The sequence below is a fragment of the Rhodothermales bacterium genome (assembly GCA_041391505.1).
Classification (GTDB): domain Bacteria; phylum Bacteroidota; class Rhodothermia; order Rhodothermales; family JAHQVL01; genus JAWKNW01.
Window position 1 is genome coordinate 160,424 of the sequence record JAWKNW010000003.1, and the last position, 17,564, is coordinate 177,987.

The window sequence follows — 17,564 nt, forward strand, 5'->3', positions numbered from 1 at the left end:
TTTCGCACTTCTTCGTCGCTCGCGAGGGCCTTCGGCGGAAGCCCTGTTTCAGGATGCACCTCGTGAGAGCAGGTAGGCGCGGTCGGTGATCGCCAGGGTCTCGTGGACATTGTACAGCATCGGCACCCTGATCCTTGTCCTTCAGGCCGGCGACGATCGACTGAATGTCCTCCACCGCGATCGGGTCGACGCCGGTGAAAGGCTCATCCAGCAAAAAGCGCGGATCGGACGCCAGGGCGCGCGCGACTTCGTGCGCCGGCGTGCTCCCCGCCCGACAGCATGTAGCCCTTCGACTTGCGCACCCGTTCGAGCCCGAACTCCTCGATCAGGCTGTCCACGCGTACTGCCCGCGCCTTCCGGTCGAGCGACCGGAATTCCCAGCACCGCCGCGTGCAGGTTGCCTCCACGCTCAGATGGCTAAAAATCGACGCTTCCTGCGCCAGATAGCCGATCCCGTAGCGCGCCCGCTTGTACATCGGCACCTCGCGAAATATCCCGGTCGCCGAGTGTGATCTGGCCAGTGTGCGGTTTCACCATCCCGACGATCACGTAATGGCCGTCGTCTTGCCCGCCCCGTTCGGCCCCAGCAGCCCGACGATCTCGCCCTGCGCCACATCGAGGCTCACGCCGGAGACCGCCTCCCGCTTCTTGTAGCGGCGGACCAGGTTGCGCGCCCGGAGAACGAGCGTGCCGGCAGATGCCATGTGCGTTGCTTCTTCCCATTTTCCCGTCATCTCTTGAGCCGCCGCGATCCCATCACGGCGCGTCGAAGGACCTTATTTTAACGGACGCTGCACTTATCACGTCTGTCGCGCTCACCGGCCGCGGCGCGGAACGCGAGCCGCCCGGCGCCCGGATCGAGCAGCCGTTCCATCGCTGGCCGGCGTTCGGGCTGCCAGCGCTCTGCAGCTCGAACGGAGGGAATCAACGCAACGGGATACATCACGTTCTGCGTTCCGGACAACGCCTGGAATAATTTCAGCTCGGCTGGCAAACTGAAGCAAAACGGTCGCCCGATGCGTGACTGCGCCATCGACCCCACCGGTGTCGTTGCTGCGGTAGTAGATCGCCCGGCCTGGGGCCAGACCTTCAGGCTCTGGAGGAATCCTCCTGAAACAGCCCCATCAGGTTTTCGCCGCGCAGCTGGTGGATGCGCTCGATCGTCGTATCCTCCCGGGCGGCAGGCGCGCCCCGCACGAGGAGGGAATCGATGGAGCCGGCGGTCGCCGTGGCCTGCAGGCTGTCGCCCGTGATCTGCAGAACTGGTACCAGGCCATCGGCTCCTGTAGAACCGGTTCGACCGCGCAGCGGCCTCCCTTCCAGCGCGATCCGGTCGTACACCGACGAATCCGCCACCGCCGCGAACTCTTGCGCTGCCATACCCGGACGGAATCCACCGCGATCAGACGCTGAGCGAGCCCGGAACACATCCAGCCGCGGCGCATCAGCAGCGTGTCCGTGTCGACGCCTCGTCGAATCCCGCCGGAACTGGGCAAAAGCAGGCGTCGCTGACGATGTTGCTGATCCCGTTCCGGTTGTCGTTGAAGGCGTAGTCGCCGAAGAGGTAGGACTGCGAGAGGGAATCGGATCTTCGGACACGTCTCTGCCCTCCGCCAGCCGATGCGCTGTACGAAAACGCGCCCGCGCCCGATGGAGATTTCCGTCTCCCGAAATAGGTGACGAGTCGGCCTCGAGGTGGGTCCGATCTTCGTCCAGCACCACGTCGTGATAAACTCGGCGCGTTTCTCGTCCGAGAAGTATTCACGCCTTTGCTGCGAAGCACGGTAAGGCTGTCCACCAGCCGCACGTCGCGGTCGAACACCGTGCGTCTTCGTTGGCATAGTACCGTGCAGACGGCGCGTAGACGTCGATATCGCCATCGGTGAGCCAGCCACGTTGCCGGTGGCGCGCCCTTCCTTGATGCGGGTGTTGTAGACGATGCTGTCCGCCTCGCGAATCGCCGCTCGACGATCATCACGCGTCCGGTGAGGACCACCCGGGTCCCGTTCCAGATAGCGGATACCCGATTGGCCCAGAGGCGGGTGCTGTCCTGGACGAGCTGCACACGGCCTTCGAGGATCTGCACCGGGTCGTCGCCGACGTTGCCGCGCGGAGAGGCGGTCGTGGTGTTGAGTGATCTGGACCTGTTTCTCCGTGAATCGCGCGGGCGTGAGGCCCTGCGCCCGCGCGCCGGCCCCGCCGGCTGCTCCCCAGAGCGCCGTCGCGATCGTTGCCAGTATCCAGTGCAGCCTCATGACGTGGCGTCTATTGCTCCTCGACCAGTACCTGCCCTGTAACCCGCGACAGCGTGTGTAATGCTCCAGATCTCGTCCGCGTCCAGTTCGTATCCCTGACCCGCTCTTCGGGGTGGTGATGCGGATCGAAGCCCGGCGTCGTGACCTTGCGGTCGGTCTCGTCCCACACGAGATGCTCGGTTTCCAGCCGCTTGTCGTAGGTGTCCAGCCGATCATGTTGCCGCGCGACTCGAACCGGCGCTCCGTCTCGTAATAATAGAGGATGTCCGCCACGAGCACGGCCGGAGAGTCGCCGGCCGTCGAACAAAAACGCCGTGACGCGCTCCTCCGGGGCCGACTCGTCCGTGCGCAGCAGCAGGTAGGCGCCGTCCGCTCACCGGATCTTCGCCAGCGTAGCCAGTGAGATGGTCACGCGCGGCCGCTCCCCTTCAGCCACGCTGAATCGGGCCCCCAACTTTCCCGCGCCGGATCGCCGATCCAGCTGAATTTCTTCCCCGTCGGCACCTCGCCTCTACGGGCGGCAGGCCGGCCGTAACGAAAATACCATGAGCACGGCAAGGGCCGGAACGCTTGCGTAAGAGACTGGTTGTATGGGCACGTTCCGTTTCATTCCTGATGCAGGAGCATCGGGCATATCGATCTCCCGATCATCTTCTCTTCTTCCTGCACGTCCAGTCCCCTCCGGTCAACGATACTGTTTCGCTTGAACGCGAGAGGTGCGAAAAGGGTTTTACTTTTCATAGCGCGAGCCGATACCCAGTGAGACCTCTTACGCTCTAGGTATATCTTCTTAACTGGAGTACGCACATGAGCTTTAAAATCGAGCCTCATGACCAGGAAACGGCGGTCGTAACCGCTGGCAAAACGCTCGACTTTCGCAACGCCGAGGCCTTCAAGACGGCCTGTGGAACATGTGGATGCGGGGAAGCACAACTTCATCCCTCGACTCACGGACACCGGCATCCTCGACTCGACGGGCCCGGATCGATCTTTCCCTGTATCGGAAGGTCTCTCCGCTGAACGGCCAGGTCGTTTTCGCTTCGATCTCCGCCCGGTGCAGGTGGTCGTTCAACTGACCCGGTGTCGCAGGTTTTTCGTCAATTTCCGACGGTCGAGGATGCGCTCGAAGTACCAGCAGGGCATTCCCTCGCATCGGCGGTTGACGCGGTCGGTTTCGTAGAACCGAACACCTTGTGCCCCGGGTTATCTATGTACAATACGATGCACTATTTCACGGACCTGGATACCCTCGTCGATGATGTGCATGGCCTCTTGAGCGCTGGGAAGAACAGTACTCAACGCGGCGAGCCGTTCTCACTGGATACGCTGATGGCCGCCAAGCTGGCCATCCACGAGTGGGTTGCAAATCTGAAGCGTCACGCGACATTCGCCGTACCAGACTCCCCGCGGACTGTGCGTTTCCTCGAGCGCCGACGGCCTGCTCAGGCCGTGAGGACAACTCCGTAGGATTCGACCTCGACGGGTATTTGTAAACACGGCTCAATCACCCAGGTCCTTCCAGAAAGTGGCATGGGATTGCATTGGATCAAGTCATTCGCGAACAATCTGCGCTACCAGCGGGTTCTGAGCGGCTGCCAGCAGCTGGCGTTTTTTGTACCGGACAATAACGATCCCTCTCTGGACATCCCGTTTTCATGAGTTGATTATTCGACTCTGGTCGTTGAAGACGAAGATCCTGCAGGCTCGAAATTCGCCTCAGCAAGCTGTACACCGTACGCACGGCGGAGAACGGAGAAGATGCCCCGGCGAAGGTAGCTGAAAACATGCCGGACCTGATCATCTCGGACATCATGATGCCCAAGATGGATGGATTCCAGCTGCAGCAAACCCTCCAGGAGCAGCAGAGCACGCGCGCGATCCCGTTCATCTTCCTGACGGCAAAAGCCGACGACAACAGCCGGCTCAAAGGGCCTGCGCATGGGGATCGACGACTATATCACGGAAGCCGTTCGACCTCGACCAGCTCCTTTTCCCGGATCGAGCGCCTGCTCGAACGGACGCGGCTCTTCCAGACCCAGCCTGGACGCGCGCATCGGCCAGGACTTCTCCAACAAGCTGGATGCCCAAGCGGCTGCCTGAAGTGGATGGCTATGCTGTCAGCTACTTCAACCGGCCCCGCGACACGGCGGCGGCGACTTCTTCTGACCGGACGGAGGCATCCCCCGGCGTCTACTTTACCATCGGCGACGTCATGGGGAAAGGCTTCAGGCGAAATTCTACGCCTCCAGCTTCCTCAGCTATATCCGCGGCACGCTCTACGCGATGCTCAAGACGACCTAATCGCCGTCGACCTCATCCGTCGCGTCAACCAGATCATCATGGAAGACGAGATGATGGAGGACACCTTCGCCTCGCTCCTGCTGATGCGCTGGGAGCCGGCGAAAAACGAGATTGCCTACACCAATGCCGGCCACTGCCGCCCCGTCCCCGTCTCACCGGACAAGACGGAGGTGGTCCCGCGCCAGCGACGTCATCCTCGGGCTGGACAAATACGCGGAATTTATGTCGACACCACGATCAAGATGCCCGCCGTGGCGCCTCGATCGTTACGTATACCGACGGCCTGCAACGCCCCGCCTCCGGCGAGATGCTCGGCGAGGAAGGCATCGCCCGCCCTTCCGCCAGCGCCATGAACGATACGGACCCGATCGCCGGCATGCTCCGCCGCATCCTCGAACAGAGCAAGGAGCCGACCTTCGCCGACGATATCCTCGTCTTCTGGCTCAACCGCCTCGTCGAGCAGCACGCGTGATCGTGTGAGCGGGACGTCTGGATGGTTCAAGGCGGTAGATTCAAGGTTCAAGTCACAGCAACCAGGCCGCCACCAACCAGGCCCCCTCTCAAGAGGAGGGGCGGATCCCGAAGACGCAACGCGTCGTCGGGACGGGGAGGTCCGCAACGTGGAGGTCGCCACTAACCAGGCCTCCTCAGGAGGAGGGCGATCCCGGGAAGACGCAACGCGTCGTCGGGACGGGGAGGTCCGCTACGAGGAGGTCGCCACTCAACCAGGCCCCTCCTCAAGAGGAGGGGCGGATCCCGAAGACGCAACGCGTCGTCGGGACGGGGAGGTCCGCAACGTGGAGGTCGCGCGCTCCGCAAACCACGGCCGCGGCGGCTTCAATCCCGCCGGCGCATCCGCCGGCCACGGCGCGATCCCGACCGGCAGCTTGAACCGTGGCAACCCCTCCGCCAGCTGACGCAGTAGCGCGTCCTCCCCACCGTACGCCGGTCCGGTCTCCACAAACGCGAACGGGCCGCTGGCCGTAGACGGCATCCGGCACCGGCACCACCAGCGCCCGCAACACGCCGGCGCACCGCACCAGCGCCTGCTCGATTTCTCCGGCTGGATGTTTTCGCCCCTGAGATAAAGAGGTTGTCGCGCTGGCTGCGCACATGGAGCAGCCCCTGTTCGTCGAGCCGCCCGAGGTCCCCGTCGCATACCACCCCGCCTCGTCGAACGGCTGCTGCAGCCCGTCCGCCGTCAGATAGCCGGCGAAAAGCGTCTTACCTCGGACGTGGATCTCGCCGGCCTCGTCGATCCGCAGCTCGCGATACGGAAGCAAGGCGCCCGAAGAGCGCAGTCGGGCCAGTCCGGCCCCTGCCCGCGTCGTCGTCACCTGAGAGCCCATTTCGGTCAACCTGTATGTCGTATGGATCGGCCAGCCCCGCTCCAGCGCCCGTTCCAGCAAACCCGATTTGCACCTGGCCGCCGCCCAGCAACACCGCCTGCAGCGCGCCCGGCATCACGCCGGCGTCGAGGAGCCGGGGACAATCCGGGCGGGCACGAGCGAGAGGTGTGGGTGATGTCCCCCGCCCGAGGCGTTCCTCCAGCGGGGTGGACGAGGGGCAGCACGCCGAGCGACGATCCGGCGAGAAAGGTCCGGAACAGCACCCCGATGCCTGAGACGTGGTAGCAGCGGGAGCGCCAGCAGCCACCGGTCGCCGGCGCCGAGGGGCATGTTCTGCGAGGCCCCGAGGGCGTTGAAGTAGAGCTGTCCGAAACGGAGCAGCGCGGCGGGGCCGGCCGGTGCCGCCGGAGGTGAACAGCGCGGCTGCCGGCGCATCCAGATCGAACGCCGCCGGTCGCTTTTTCCCGTCGACGTTCGCGAAGGCCTGCCGGCGCGCCACGGTATCGGCCGCGCGCCGGCGCGGGTCGTCCCATCCGCCGCCAGCAGAAACCGATGCCCAGTTCGTCGATCCGCGTCGATCGCCGCAGCCGGAAGCCGGTCGCTCAGGGGGCACACGACCGCCTGCCGGCGCATCGCCAGCCCAGAACGCGGCGATGGCGTGCCGGTCCGCCGGCCCGATCGTCGCCACCCGATCTCCGCACCAACCCTCCGCCGCCATCGCCGCTTCCACGCCGGCGATCATCCGATCCAGGGCCCGATACGACAGGCGTCCCCGCGGCGTCGACGAGCGCGGGCGCTCTCCGGCGTCGCACGGCCCCGCTCGGCTATCGGACAGGGCAGCGCATCATACATTCCATCCACCGCGAACACGATGCTGTAGAGGAGCAGCAGCCTCGCGGTGGCGCCCAGCATCGGGTTGAGGATGGCCGGGGCGCGCCCGCGTCCGAGCCGGCCCACCATCGGCAGGCCGGCCAGCGCCACCGCCGAACAGAGCAGCACGGGCCAGTGCCCCGGTCGCCACCGCCAGCCAGATCGGGACCAGCGCGGCCGCGACGAGGCACACGCCGTACAGTCCGACCCTCGAAACGGCGCCTCGAGCCGCACTACGAGGGTGCGCTTCGCAGCCGATCGGTCCTCTTCCACATCGCGGACGTTATTCACCAGCAGGATCGCCACTGCCAGCAAGCCCGGCGCGAGGCCGGCCTGGAGCACCAGCGGGTCGATGGCAAGCGCCTGGACGGCCACGTCCCGCCCACGGCGACCGGGCCGAAAAAGATCAGCACGAACAGATCCCCCAGCCCCAGGTACGCGAGCGAATAGCGGCCGGCGGTGTAAAGAATCCTCGAAACCACCGACGCGACCCCGATGATCACCACCGGCAAGCCCCCGCCACATCAGGTACCCGCCGGCGACGACGGCAAACACGAAGGTCACCGTGGTACGCCGCGACGGATGCACCGGGGCGGACCAGGCCGTGGCCTGCGTGACGCGGACGGGGCCCTTACGGGCTTCGGTGTCCGCGCCCTTTCAGGAAGTCGGCGTAGTCGTTGTAGAGGTTCGTGCCGATCTGGATGCAGATCGCGCCCACCAGCGCCAGCATGGCCGACACCGGGGTGGTGGAAGACGCCGGCCTCGAACGCCATCGCCGTCCCCATCAGCACCGGGGCCAGCGCCGCCCACAGCGTTTTGGGGCGCACGGCCGCCCACCAGATGGCGAACCGGGACATCGCGGCCGGCTGCGCGGAGGGGATCGTGTTCATGGATCAGGGGCGATAGGGGAACTGCCCGAAATCGGGCTTTCGTTTCTCCAGATACGCTCCTTGCCCTCCTGCCCTTCCTCCGTCATGAAGAGGAGCGGCGTTGCCAGCGAGTTCCTGAGCCCTGCCTGCCCGTCGCAGTCCGCGTTCAGGGCCGACTTTGAGGCATCGGATGAGTGAGTTGCGAGTTGGCGAGAATCTCGCGGCACCACTGCACGGTTTCTTCTCCAGACGCTCCAGCGGCACGACAGTATTGACGAGGCCCATGTCGAGGTGGCTCCCGCCAGCGTCGTAGGCCGGCACAGATACCAGATCTCCGCTTTTTCTGTCCGACGATGCGCGCCAGCGTAGTTGGCTCCGTAGCCGCCGTCGAACGACCCGACCCGGGGCCGGTCTGGCCAGAACTGGCATTTTCGGCCGCGATCGAGGTCGATCACGTGGAGCATCGTGGCCTCGCCGACCGCCCAGCCGGCCACCATCGCGATCACCGGTTTCGGGCAGCTGCGGATCTGCCGCTGGAAGTCGAGCACGCCGGGTTTACGATGCCGGAGCCCTCCTCGACATAGCTGGCGTCGCCCTGGATGCGCTGGTCGCCGCCTCGAGCAGAAGGCGTCCGGCCCTCTCCCGTGAGGATGATGACGCCGATCCGCTCGTCGTCGCGGGCATCATTGAGCGCCTCCCATCAATATTTCCTTCACGGTCAGCGGACGGAAGGCATTGCGCACCTCGGGCCGGCGATCGTGATCTTGGCGATGCCTTCGGCTTTCTCGTATCGGATGATACGGGTATAGGCTGCAGCCTGCTTCCATTCAATAACGGACATATTAGGTCGGGTTTGGTGGTCGGTAATCGGCGGGGTTCGGTAAGCCCGGGACGGGATCGACCTGCGCAGTACCACCGGAGCGGTGTACCTCGTATCATGGCGTCGCTTGACACCCCCACGCATCAGCAGAACACGCAAACGTATGGTCATACACAACGTCTACTTCGTTGAAAGACGGCATCACGCCGGCGGAAATCGCCACCTTCAGCGCAGCGCCCGCAGCCTGCTCACCATCGACGGCGTACCGGCGGGTATGTCGGCAAGCCGGCCGCCACGGAGGCCCGGCCCATCATCGACCGGTCCTACAGTTACGGCCTCGTCGTCATGTTCGACGACATCGCCGGGCCACGACGCCTACCAGGTCGATCCGATTCATGATGCTCGCGAACTCGCGCACCTGTGGACGCGCGTGCAGATCTACGACATGAGCTGCTAGGACGCCGTCACGGCATGGGCGCGCTGACGCGGCTTCGGCGCCTCGCGGACGAAGCGCATCTCGGGGTTGAACAGCACCGCCTGTAGTCGCTGGCGATCGCCAGGCAAATGTGGCTCAGGTAGCCGGCCCACACCGACCTCAATCCCGAGCGCCACGAAACCCAGCAACAGGCTGTAGGGCACCGTGGCAAACGTCTCTTTCGCCCTTCGGGATATGGTCGCCGTCGCCAGCGCCGAGCTCAGCGCGACCGCCGTCCACGGGTTGGAAAGCGAGGCCGAACCGATGACGAGCAGACCGGGCGAAAAAGAAATTCGTAGGCCAGCAGATAGATCATCCAGGCCAACTGTTCTGGGCGACGAGCTGCCCATTCCACTCCATCGCCCGCACCTGGGGATAAAAGGCCTGCACGTCCTCGCCCGCGCGGGAGAAATAGGGTACCGGCAGCGCACAGAGCGAGAGGATGCTGCCCCAGACCAGCGTGGCCCGCCAGTCGGCACGCCCAGCCCCTTCATTCGGAGGGCGATCGCCCATCAGCATCCAGACCAGCAGCGCTGGCGCAATCCGCTCCAGCAGCGTCCCCAGGTACTTCTGGGCTAGGGCTGACAGCCGGCGGGGTCGATGCGCTGTCGTACGTGCGCGCATCGAAGGCCTTGACGAAGAAACGAACCAGTACAGGGTGAACACGCTGACAGCCATCAAGATGATGACAAACTGCGCTACATCGCGTTGAATCCAGGTCATCTGAACCATTAGCTGGGAAAAGGGCCGTGATCGCTTGGTCAGAGTGGCCCGGTGCTCGTACAGGTTGGCTTGCCGATCGGTAATGCACTGATCAGGCTCGGTCCGGGACGCGAAAGCGCCGCAAAAACGCTTCGCGGAACGCCCCCTCGTCCGCCGGCGCCGCATAGGGGACGCCAAACAACGAAGCCGCGTGAGCAACGCGTGGTCATGTGGCGTCGCAAAATAGTGTTCAAACACGTGAGGAAAGGAAACGGCAAAAAAGGAGTAGAAAATTCCTCCCGGCTGTTCACCAGCACCACACGAGTGGCTTCGCGCCGCCTTCAGGAGCGGTACCGAGTTGAGATCAGTAAAAAAGCCAGGTCGTCATCACCAGGATGACGGGCCCTCGTGGCCGATGGCGGACGCCCGCAGCGGTGGCGAACGTCCCGTCGATCCCGCTTCGCCCCGCGATTCGAGGACTACCAGCGCGCCGGCGCCCGAGGACGCGGCAGCGGTCCATGTCCTGGATCGGCATGCTGCTCGCCAGGTACAACGCGCTTCCCTTCCGGCACCCACCGGGACACCAGCCGGGCGACAGCCGGCTCGGTGAGCGCCCCTGCGACATGGGCGTCGAGCGCCTCGCCGGCGCGGCGATCCGCCTCGCGCCACGCGTGCAGCCAGCTGGCTTCCGCCGCGTCTGCCGGCTGCGCGGCGAGCCTCGTGCAAAGGCGGCGATATCGGCCTCGACCCGGTGGCTCACACCGTGCAACGGATCGAGACGATCGCCTCGAGGATGCACGACGATGTGAACGGCCTCAGGATGGCTCGCCGGCAGCGAAAAAGGCGTTTTGACGTGAGCTGATCGCCCACCTGCAGGATGCAGTCGGGCGCGTGGTGCCCCGGCGAAAGCCGGCGTGCCGACGAGCATCTCGCCGTGCGCGATGGCGCCGGTGGTCCGGGCATCCAGCCGCGCTGATCCGATGTCGGCCACCAGCGGCCAGCCTCGGCAGCCGCCAGCGCGGCCACTTCGCCTGCGCCGTCGACGGCAGCCGCCCCGCAAGGATCAGCCCCGCCGCGCCGTTCGCAGCACGGCCCTCGGCGCTGGTGTCGCCGGCCGGCACGGAAGCCGGCTGTTCGTACGTCGTGAAGGGCGCTCGCCGGCCCGCCAGCCGGCGACCGGACCGCCGTACGCTTCGGCATTGAACCCGCTCGCCGTCGGGGCGAGCGGCTCGCGAAACATGGCGTTGAGATGGACCGGCCCGGTTCGGGCGGCGCACGGCGGCAGACGATCGTGGTGAGCACGTAGCCGGGGCGATGCCGACCGTGGGCGCCGGTAGGTCGACGAAGCGCCGGACATGCCCACCGAAGAGCTTCACCTGATCGATCGTCTGGTTCGCCCTGGTGTCCCGCAGTTCGGCGGGCGGTCGGCGGTGAGCAGCACCATGGGCACGCGGTCGGCGGAGGTTTCGACGATCGCGGGGAAGCTGTTCGCCAGCGCCGAGCCCGACGTCGTCACCCAACACGCCGGCCGGCCCGTGGCGCGGGCATACCCGAGCGCGGCGAAGCTGTCCCCCGCTCGTCGTAATGGATCGTGTGCGTGGCGCGGGGTGTTCCGGCGATGGCGACCACAAGCGGCGTCGAGCGCGACCCCGCGCGAGAAAACGATCGACGCCGCAGCGCACGAGTTCCTCGACGACGAGATAGGCCCAGAACTGGTTAATATTTGACGTCGCGGAGGTCAAGGCCGAGTACGGTCAGAAATCGTTGATCTTGTGTTCGATTTCGGCTCCACTCCTTCTCCGCCTCTCGAGCCACGAACGATGCCAGCGCCGGCGTACAGCGTGAGGGGCGCGGGGCGAGACCTGCCCGAGCGGATGCCGACGGCGAATCCCGGCCCGGTCGTGCGCCCGATCCAGCCGACCGGCCCCGGCATACCAGCCGCGATCGAATTCTTCGCCGGCCCGATGTCCTGCATGGCCCTGCCGAGGGGACGCCGCCCACGGCGGGCGTCGGGTGAAGCCGTTCGAGGATGTCGGCGTCGCCGGCCGAATCGGCCAGGGAGCCCTCGATCAGCGTGCACAGGTGCCGGCCTTTCCGCCAGCTCCATCAACCGGGGTTCGTCGTCGACACGGACATCGACACAGAGGGCCCTCAGCGCTTCTTCAATGCTATCCCGCACGAAGGCCTGCTCGCGGCGGTCCTTGTCGCTATGGGAGCAGCTCCTGTTTCAGCTCGGCGTCGCGCTCCCGTGAGGCGCCGCGCGGCCGCGTGCCGGCCACGGCCTCGCCCGATCCGTCGGCCCTCGCCGATACAGCCGCTCGGGCGACGCCCCCAGAAACTGGGCGTCCGCATCGAACTGGAACAGGAAATGGAAGCAATGCGGCGTGTGGCGGCCTGGAGGCGCTGGAGCAGGCGTGGCGTCCAGGCGTTCGGCGAAGGTGAACCGCGAACGCCGGGCGAGCACCACTTTTCGAGCGCGCCTGACGCAAAAACGCTGATCGCGCGGTCGATGGTGGCGGCCTGCGGCATCGTGCACCGGCACATCCTGCCGCGCGATGGGCACCGGCAAGGCATACTGGCTCGCCAGTTTTTGTTCGGCGAGGGCGGCTTGCTGCGATGGCCGCCGGCTGATCGAGGTCCGCCGGCACCACGAGGTTGCACACCAGCGTCGAGCCGGCCTCGGCCGGCTCCAGGACGAAGCGCGGCAGTACGAACCGGCCGGCCCCGAATCCCTCCCACTCCGCGGCGGCGTCGCGATCCAGGTCAAAACGCATCCCCCCGAAAAAGCGGACGCCAGGGTCGGCGTCGCGCAGGAGCGGCGTCAGCGTGCGTCGAATGACCTGATAGGGATCCCCCTCCCCGAGGCGCACGTCGAGCGCGATGCCGACCGCGGCGCGGGCATCCGACTCGTCGCGCCCGCACCAGAACAGCCGCTGCGTCTCCGGTTGGGCGCGCAGCCAGTCCAGCGGATCCATGTACGGCACCGCCACGCGCACCTGATGGATGGCCGGCGAGCCGGACGGATTCCGGCGCAACGCGCGGAGCGCGGCGTCGATGGCTTCCTCGAGGCCGGCCACCCAGCGATCTCCCCCGGCCATGACGCCGGTTTCCGACCTATCGTCCTGTCTGATCGTAGACTTCATGGCACTGCGCGGGCCGGGCCCGTTTGGCATGTGGATACGGCATGGCCGGACTACTCGCCCTGCGGGATGCCCGCCTCTTCCAGGTGTACGACGCAATCCAGCACCTGCGCCTCGAACCGACCGTCGACCAGGACGAGGTGGTTGAGCGCCGTATTGCGATGATCCAGTTTCTCCATCTGCGCCAGCCCGTATTCCGGAAGCAACGACGCCAGGATGATCCTCAAAAACCGACCGTGCGTGACGACGAGCACCCGCTGCCCGGGATGCGCCTGCACGATGTGGTGGATGGCCGCCAGCCCGCGACGCTGCACATCGTAGACCGACTCGCCCTGCTCGACGGCATAGTCGTACTCGCCGGCGCCCCAGCGATCCCGCATCTCCCGGAAGGCGAGTTTCAGCTCCGGTGAACGCGGCCGGCCCTCGTACACGCCCCACGACATTTCCTCCAGATCCGACAACCGGTGCACCTGCGCCGCGCCGACGGCCTCGGCGACGATATCGGCGGTTTCGCCGGCCCGCGTCAGGGTGCTCGCAAAGATCGCGTCCAGCTCGAGCGTCGCCGCCCGCCTGGCCAGCGCGCCCGCCTGGAGCCGGCCCGTTTCGTTCAGAGGGACGTCGACGCCCCGACCCTGCACGATCCGCTGCCGGTTGAAATCGGTCTCGCCATGACGAACCAGAAACAGATGCGTGGCGGCGGCAAAACGTGGAAATTCGGTCGTCATCGGCCTCCGAGATGCTGTAGAATCTGTCGTTCGATACGGTCCAGCTCCGGCAACGATACGCGATACCGCATCGCGGCGCGAACGATCGTCGACCGCAGCACCTGATCGGCCATGGGGATCGGATAGAGCCGCTTCGTAAGCCGCTGCAGCACAGGGGCCGCGGTGCGCTCGACGAGCCCCCAGCGGAACAACACAAAGCCGGCGATGCCCACGACGACCTGGGAATACGCCCCCTGCACGCCGAACTGGCTCAGCACGACGATGTAGGCGAGGGCCTGGGCGGGAAGCGCCTGCAGGAGTTTCAGCACCGGATCGAGCCAGCGGGAAACCAGGAGGGGGCGGAAGGTCTGCACCAGCAGAAAGACGAGCACGGCCAGCGGCAGCGCCGCTGCGGCCGGCGTCAGGTACAGGAAAAGCAGCAGCGACCACAGGCCGGCCGTCTGCCCGGCCAGGCACCAGCGGACCGCCTGGGCGATCAGCCGGCCCAGATCGGTATGCTCGAGCACCGGCGCGGCAAACGCGGTCAGATCCGCCTCGGATACCCGAAACCAGATCCCCTCCGCCGTGAAGATCCCTTCCGGCGTGTCGACATAGCCCGCTTGTGCGTCGAAACGCGAGTGTCTCATGATGGCGTGCAGCATCGCGCAATTCGCTTCTTTCGCCGGGGACGTCCGCCTCCTGATCGCGCATGTTGTGCGGTAACGAGAGACGACTATCAATAGTTTCAATAATTTTTGAAAGCCGGATCGCCGCCGGTCAACGCGGCGGTTCGACGATCGTCGGCGCGATGCGTACGCGTACCTGGGGATGCTGAACGCCCACGGATTGCAGCGCGGGGACCAGCAGGCGCTGGAGCGCCATTTCGGTATTGAGCAGCGGTTGACCCGACCGCTCGATGTGCGCGACCGCCTCTTCGCGCAGGGCGTCCTGCGCCGCGATGATGGCGCGTCGTTCGACGTTCCGGCCGCTCCGCGCGCTCAATCGCGCCCACCCCACTTCCGTCTGCACCATCATCCCGCCAAGGTCCGGCTCGACGGATTCGATCTGGATGCCGGAGACGGTGATGACCAGGACGCTGTCGCTCGTGAAGGCGATGGTCTCGGGAGAAAGCGAGGACAGGTCGATCCCGTAGGCGGCCACGCCGGGCAGCCGGACGGTGGAGCGGGTCGTCCCGAGCGATAACGACTCGTCGAAATACTCGGGAAACAGGTATTTGGTATTGGCCTCGGTGATGTCGGCCGTGATATCCAGCCGGCCGGTGACCAGAAACGCCGCCGGCGTCTCGCGCTGCAGGGTCGTGATGACGACCTGTTCGATATCCGACTCGGTAAACCGCGGCAGAAAGAGGGACGGCTGCCGCATCAGCCAGATGCCGCCGGCGGCGCCCAGCACCAGCAGCACCGCCGCGAGCGTCAGGCGATATGTCCAGCGGGTAAGCAGCGGCATGGGCTAGCGATCCACGAGCAGGTCGTAGTAGCGTACGCGGGAGGGCGCGACCTCGATGTCCAGCAGCACGATGTCCTGCGGCAACTCGATCCGCGGGATGATGTAGCCGGTCGTGTCGCTCCGGATGTCGTCGTAGGTAACGGCCGCGAGGAAATCCGGCGCCTTCTGGGCCAGATCGTACTGCGGCAACGGCACCCGAAACCGCACCGTCACCGACGGCGGATCGAGCTGGATCGATTTGGCGGTGGACGGCACGCCGCCGATCATCACGTCCAGCACGCGGGTCCCCTCCGTGAACTCCGCCGCGCGGGCGCGCAGCGCGACGGAACGGATGCCGAGTTCGACGATGCCCACAAGGGAATCCTCCAGCGCCACCCGCACCGAAAGCGAATCCTTCAGATCCGGATAGGCGACGTGGCGTGTCGGCCAGGATTGCAGCGTTTGGATGAGGCTCTCGGGACCGGACACCACGACGGAATCCGGGGAGATCGTCGGCGCTTCGAGCAGGGCGTGCGTCGGGGGCACGTCGATCGCGGCATCCAGGGCGATGGGGATCTTGCGCGTTTCCCGTTTTTCTTTTTCGAGGGGATAATACCGGGGATAGGTGCTTTCCAGGCGGATGTCTTCGGGCAGACTCGCGCGCGTGGCCTCATCCAGATCGATCACGGAGGCCTCGGCGCTCAGCCGGATCGTCGGCCGGTGGTAGAAGAGCCGCAGCAGATGCATGCCTTCGCTCTGGACCTCGGCGCGGACGGTCGCGGGCGGCAAGGCGCTCAGGGCCTCGTCCGCCGGCAGGTTTTCGAGCTGGGTATCGAAAACGAAGGTGCGCGAGTAGGTCTCGGCCAGCGAGCTGAAGAACCACAGGAGGATCGAAAAGAAAATACACAGGGAGATGGTCAGCCCCCGATGGGCGGGCGCCTCGTAGCGGTCCCCTTCCTTCCGCCGCGCGCGGTTCGAGCGCGAAAACAACTCGCTCCTCGTCAGGGGAGCGAGCCATGCGCGCAGGGGCGATGGAAGCTTTTTTTTGGATTGATCCATCGAGGTCGGTGTGGTGAGGCAGCGGTGCGCCGGCATGCGCCCGATGAACGGTAGAAATGCGCGGTAGCGCGCTACGTTCCTTCCGAGCCGGCGGCGGGCCGTCCGCTGCGGCGGGCGCGGAGGGCCTCCCAGCCGGCGCGCAGCTCCTCGCGCGAGTACAGCCCGAGCCAGGCGCCCAGGGGAAGGTACGACAGGATGAGCCCGATCCGCGCGGTGAGACGCATCCCCGTCGACCAGTCGGCCGTCAGCGCGCCGGCCGCATACAGCGCCAGGATCAGCCCCACCGTGAGCCCGAACGTGCGCCACGGATATCCCATGCGCATCTCCCGCTCGGCGCGGCGATACGCGCCGCCGGCGAGGGCCGCATACGAGCACACCGTCGCCACAGCGGCCCCCATCGAGCCGGCCACCGGGATGAGGAGCAGATTGAGCACGATGTTGAGCAGCGCCGCCCCCACGACCAGCACACCGATCACCGGCGTCTTCCAGGCCGCGTAGAGGACATTGGTGATGATGACATAGTTGCCATACACGAAGAAACCGAACGCGAGGGGCAGCACGAGTCCGGATGCGTCGAGATAATGCGGATCCGCCCCGATCCGCGTCAGCACGAGCGTCCCGTCGTACGCGAGCAGCGAGAGGGCCAGAACCGCCCAGCCGGCCCAGACCGTGTAATGCCGGAAGGTGCGGCGATGCAGCCCGTGGTCCCCATCCCCCAGCGTTTTTAACCCGATGACGGTGAACGCGAGCTGGAAGCTCTGCACGACGAGCAGATTCAGCACCCCGCTGATGCGGGCCGCCCAGTCGTACATCCCCACCGTTTCGGCATCGGTGAGGCCGTTGAGCAGGTAGCGGTCGCCGGCGTTGAGCACCAGGCTGGCCAGACTCACCATCACGAGCGGCGAGCCGTACCGGATGAGCGGCTTGAGCAGCGACCCATCGAAACGCCACCGGATGCGCTGCAGGCTCCCGACGAGCAGCACGGCCGTGCTGGCGCCGGCCGACCACATGTAGGCCTCCATGACGCCATAGAGCCCCTCCTGCCGCACCACCAGGAAATAATAGACGCCGCCGAGCAGCAAGCCCATCTCCAGCGCCATCGCGAGGGCGAAGAGGCCGGCGCGCTCCTGGATGCGCAGCAGCATCATCGGAACGGCGCCGACCGTCTTGAACACGACGTAGGTGCCCAGCGCCATCAGGATAAGGCTGCGGTCCGGGCTGCCGAGGATCAGCCGCGACAGTCCGGTGGCCCCCGCCTGAAAGGCGAACCAGGCGAGCACGCTCACGCCGATCGTGGTGACGAGCGCCGTAAAGGGCAGCCGGTCCCGCACGCCGGCCATCTCCCGATCCGCCATGAACTTGAGCAGCCCCGTGCCGATACCGAGCCCGACGACGAAGATGCCGATCTGGGACGTCGCCATGAGCAGCGCCAGGTAGCCGTAGTCGGAGAGCGACAGGTAGCGCGAATCGAGATAAAACGGCGCCAGCAGCAACCCGCTGAGCTTGACAGCCACGTTGCCGATCGCGTACAGACCGCTTTGTTTGATGATGCGCAGCAGGGGTCGCTCAGCCAT

General features: G+C 65.9%; 18 protein-coding genes and 2 pseudogenes. 4 read left to right on the forward strand and 16 right to left on the reverse strand.

The genetic code is table 11. The annotated features are described in order from the left end of the window. Window positions 1–203: 203 nt before the first annotated feature. From R2834_04220 to R2834_04235, 4 genes are all read right to left on the reverse strand, one after another. On the reverse strand, window positions 204–476 hold the full coding sequence (locus tag R2834_04220; protein MEZ4699515.1) for a hypothetical protein: 273 nt from the start codon (window positions 474–476) through the stop codon (window positions 204–206). A gap of 69 nt (window positions 477–545) precedes the next feature. Beyond that, a complete protein-coding gene (locus tag R2834_04225; GenBank protein MEZ4699516.1) occupies window positions 546–704 on the reverse strand; it encodes an ATP-binding cassette domain-containing protein in 159 nt (52 codons plus the stop codon). Window positions 705–781: 77 nt separating this feature from the next. Continuing rightward, window positions 782–1,033 carry a hypothetical protein gene (locus R2834_04230; GenBank protein ID MEZ4699517.1) on the reverse strand — a complete coding sequence of 84 codons (252 nt, stop codon included), beginning with the start codon at window positions 1,031–1,033 and terminating at the stop codon, window positions 782–784. 56 nt (window positions 1,034–1,089) lie between these two features. Beyond that, window positions 1,090–1,380 (reverse strand): hypothetical protein, encoded by a 291-nt coding sequence (locus R2834_04235; protein MEZ4699518.1) that lies wholly within the window; start codon window positions 1,378–1,380, stop codon window positions 1,090–1,092. Window positions 1,381–3,979: 2,599 nt separating this feature from the next. Here R2834_04235 and R2834_04240 point away from each other — a divergent pair. Together R2834_04240 and R2834_04245 are read left to right on the forward strand one after the other, a co-directional pair. After that, the gene (locus R2834_04240; GenBank protein MEZ4699519.1) at window positions 3,980–4,909 is read left to right on the forward strand and encodes a response regulator; all 930 of its coding nucleotides are present in this window, start codon (window positions 3,980–3,982) and stop codon (window positions 4,907–4,909) included. Beyond that, complete coding sequence (locus tag R2834_04245; protein ID MEZ4699520.1) at window positions 4,906–5,028, forward strand: hypothetical protein; 123 nt, start codon at window positions 4,906–4,908, stop codon at window positions 5,026–5,028. The genes R2834_04240 and R2834_04245 overlap by 4 nt, the downstream gene beginning before the upstream one ends. Before the next feature lie 265 nt (window positions 5,029–5,293). Here the strand turns inward: R2834_04245 and R2834_04250 are convergent. From R2834_04250 to R2834_04270, 5 genes and pseudogenes are all read right to left on the reverse strand, one after another. After that, window positions 5,294–5,995 (reverse strand): annotated as a pseudogene (locus tag R2834_04250) (AMP-binding protein). A gap of 648 nt (window positions 5,996–6,643) precedes the next feature. Beyond that, window positions 6,644–7,150, reverse strand: a complete 507-nt coding sequence (locus R2834_04255; GenBank protein MEZ4699521.1) for a hypothetical protein — start codon at window positions 7,148–7,150, stop codon at window positions 6,644–6,646. 518 nt (window positions 7,151–7,668) lie between these two features. Next, a pseudogene (locus tag R2834_04260) lies at window positions 7,669–8,476 on the reverse strand (enoyl-CoA hydratase-related protein). A gap of 441 nt (window positions 8,477–8,917) precedes the next feature. Continuing rightward, window positions 8,918–9,289: a hypothetical protein gene (locus R2834_04265; GenBank protein MEZ4699522.1), complete on the reverse strand. Its 372-nt coding sequence runs from the start codon at window positions 9,287–9,289 to the stop codon at window positions 8,918–8,920. Then, on the reverse strand, window positions 9,252–9,563 hold the full coding sequence (locus R2834_04270; GenBank protein MEZ4699523.1) for a hypothetical protein: 312 nt from the start codon (window positions 9,561–9,563) through the stop codon (window positions 9,252–9,254). The genes R2834_04265 and R2834_04270 overlap by 38 nt, the downstream gene beginning before the upstream one ends. Window positions 9,564–10,174: 611 nt before the next feature. Between R2834_04270 and R2834_04275 the strand changes: the two genes are divergently transcribed. Beyond that, window positions 10,175–10,450 carry a hypothetical protein gene (locus R2834_04275; GenBank protein ID MEZ4699524.1) on the forward strand — a complete coding sequence of 92 codons (276 nt, stop codon included), beginning with the start codon at window positions 10,175–10,177 and terminating at the stop codon, window positions 10,448–10,450. A 254-nt stretch (window positions 10,451–10,704) separates the two neighbouring features. Here the strand turns inward: R2834_04275 and R2834_04280 are convergent, their stop codons facing one another. Beyond that, window positions 10,705–10,881 (reverse strand): hypothetical protein, encoded by a 177-nt coding sequence (locus tag R2834_04280; protein ID MEZ4699525.1) that lies wholly within the window; start codon window positions 10,879–10,881, stop codon window positions 10,705–10,707. Window positions 10,882–10,996: 115 nt separating this feature from the next. Between R2834_04280 and R2834_04285 the strand changes: the two genes are divergently transcribed. Further along, entirely contained in the window at window positions 10,997–11,368 is a 372-nt protein-coding gene (locus tag R2834_04285) for a hypothetical protein (protein ID MEZ4699526.1), read from the forward strand. Between the two features lie 480 nt (window positions 11,369–11,848). Here the strand turns inward: R2834_04285 and R2834_04290 are convergent, their stop codons facing one another. From R2834_04290 to R2834_04315, 6 genes are all read right to left on the reverse strand, one after another. Then, a complete protein-coding gene (locus R2834_04290) occupies window positions 11,849–12,784 on the reverse strand; it encodes a hypothetical protein (GenBank protein MEZ4699527.1) in 936 nt (311 codons plus the stop codon). Window positions 12,785–12,834: 50 nt separating this feature from the next. After that, window positions 12,835–13,506: a histidine phosphatase family protein gene (locus tag R2834_04295; GenBank protein MEZ4699528.1), complete on the reverse strand. Its 672-nt coding sequence runs from the start codon at window positions 13,504–13,506 to the stop codon at window positions 12,835–12,837. After that, the gene (locus R2834_04300; GenBank protein ID MEZ4699529.1) at window positions 13,503–14,132 is read right to left on the reverse strand and encodes a hypothetical protein; all 630 of its coding nucleotides are present in this window, start codon (window positions 14,130–14,132) and stop codon (window positions 13,503–13,505) included. Before R2834_04300 ends, R2834_04295 begins: the two co-directional genes overlap by 4 nt. Window positions 14,133–14,262: 130 nt before the next feature. After that, the gene (locus tag R2834_04305) at window positions 14,263–14,952 is read right to left on the reverse strand and encodes a DUF4230 domain-containing protein (protein ID MEZ4699530.1); all 690 of its coding nucleotides are present in this window, start codon (window positions 14,950–14,952) and stop codon (window positions 14,263–14,265) included. A 3-nt stretch (window positions 14,953–14,955) separates the two neighbouring features. Then, entirely contained in the window at window positions 14,956–15,990 is a 1,035-nt protein-coding gene (locus R2834_04310) for a hypothetical protein (protein MEZ4699531.1), read from the reverse strand. A 71-nt stretch (window positions 15,991–16,061) separates the two neighbouring features. Then, entirely contained in the window at window positions 16,062–17,564 is a 1,503-nt protein-coding gene (locus R2834_04315) for a polysaccharide biosynthesis C-terminal domain-containing protein (GenBank protein ID MEZ4699532.1), read from the reverse strand.

What these genes read in the sequence shown, in the direction of transcription:
- R2834_04220 (MEZ4699515.1), bottom strand. Translation starts at nt 476, where the DNA reads ATGTACAAGCGGGCGCGCTACGGGATCGGCTATCTGGCGCAGGAAGCG.
- R2834_04225 (MEZ4699516.1), bottom strand. Translation starts at nt 704, where the DNA reads ATGGCATCTGCCGGCACGCTCGTTCTCCGGGCGCGCAACCTGGTCCGC.
- R2834_04230 (MEZ4699517.1), bottom strand. Translation starts at nt 1,033, where the DNA reads ATGGCGCAGTCACGCATCGGGCGACCGTTTTGCTTCAGTTTGCCAGCC.
- R2834_04235 (MEZ4699518.1), bottom strand. Translation starts at nt 1,380, where the DNA reads ATGGCAGCGCAAGAGTTCGCGGCGGTGGCGGATTCGTCGGTGTACGAC.
- R2834_04245 (MEZ4699520.1), top strand. Translation starts at nt 4,906, where the DNA reads ATGAACGATACGGACCCGATCGCCGGCATGCTCCGCCGCATCCTCGAA.
- R2834_04265 (MEZ4699522.1), bottom strand. Translation starts at nt 9,289, where the DNA reads ATGGGCAGCTCGTCGCCCAGAACAGTTGGCCTGGATGATCTATCTGCT.
- R2834_04270 (MEZ4699523.1), bottom strand. Translation starts at nt 9,563, where the DNA reads ATGCGCGCACGTACGACAGCGCATCGACCCCGCCGGCTGTCAGCCCTA.
- R2834_04275 (MEZ4699524.1), top strand. Translation starts at nt 10,175, where the DNA reads ATGCTGCTCGCCAGGTACAACGCGCTTCCCTTCCGGCACCCACCGGGA.
- R2834_04280 (MEZ4699525.1), bottom strand. Translation starts at nt 10,881, where the DNA reads ATGTTTCGCGAGCCGCTCGCCCCGACGGCGAGCGGGTTCAATGCCGAA.
- R2834_04285 (MEZ4699526.1), top strand. Translation starts at nt 10,997, where the DNA reads ATGCCCACCGAAGAGCTTCACCTGATCGATCGTCTGGTTCGCCCTGGT.
- R2834_04290 (MEZ4699527.1), bottom strand. Translation starts at nt 12,784, where the DNA reads ATGAAGTCTACGATCAGACAGGACGATAGGTCGGAAACCGGCGTCATG.
- R2834_04295 (MEZ4699528.1), bottom strand. Translation starts at nt 13,506, where the DNA reads ATGACGACCGAATTTCCACGTTTTGCCGCCGCCACGCATCTGTTTCTG.
- R2834_04300 (MEZ4699529.1), bottom strand. Translation starts at nt 14,132, where the DNA reads ATGAGACACTCGCGTTTCGACGCACAAGCGGGCTATGTCGACACGCCG.
- R2834_04305 (MEZ4699530.1), bottom strand. Translation starts at nt 14,952, where the DNA reads ATGCCGCTGCTTACCCGCTGGACATATCGCCTGACGCTCGCGGCGGTG.
- R2834_04310 (MEZ4699531.1), bottom strand. Translation starts at nt 15,990, where the DNA reads ATGGATCAATCCAAAAAAAAGCTTCCATCGCCCCTGCGCGCATGGCTC.
- R2834_04315 (MEZ4699532.1), bottom strand. Translation starts at nt 17,564, where the DNA reads ATGGCTGAGCGACCCCTGCTGCGCATCATCAAACAAAGCGGTCTGTAC.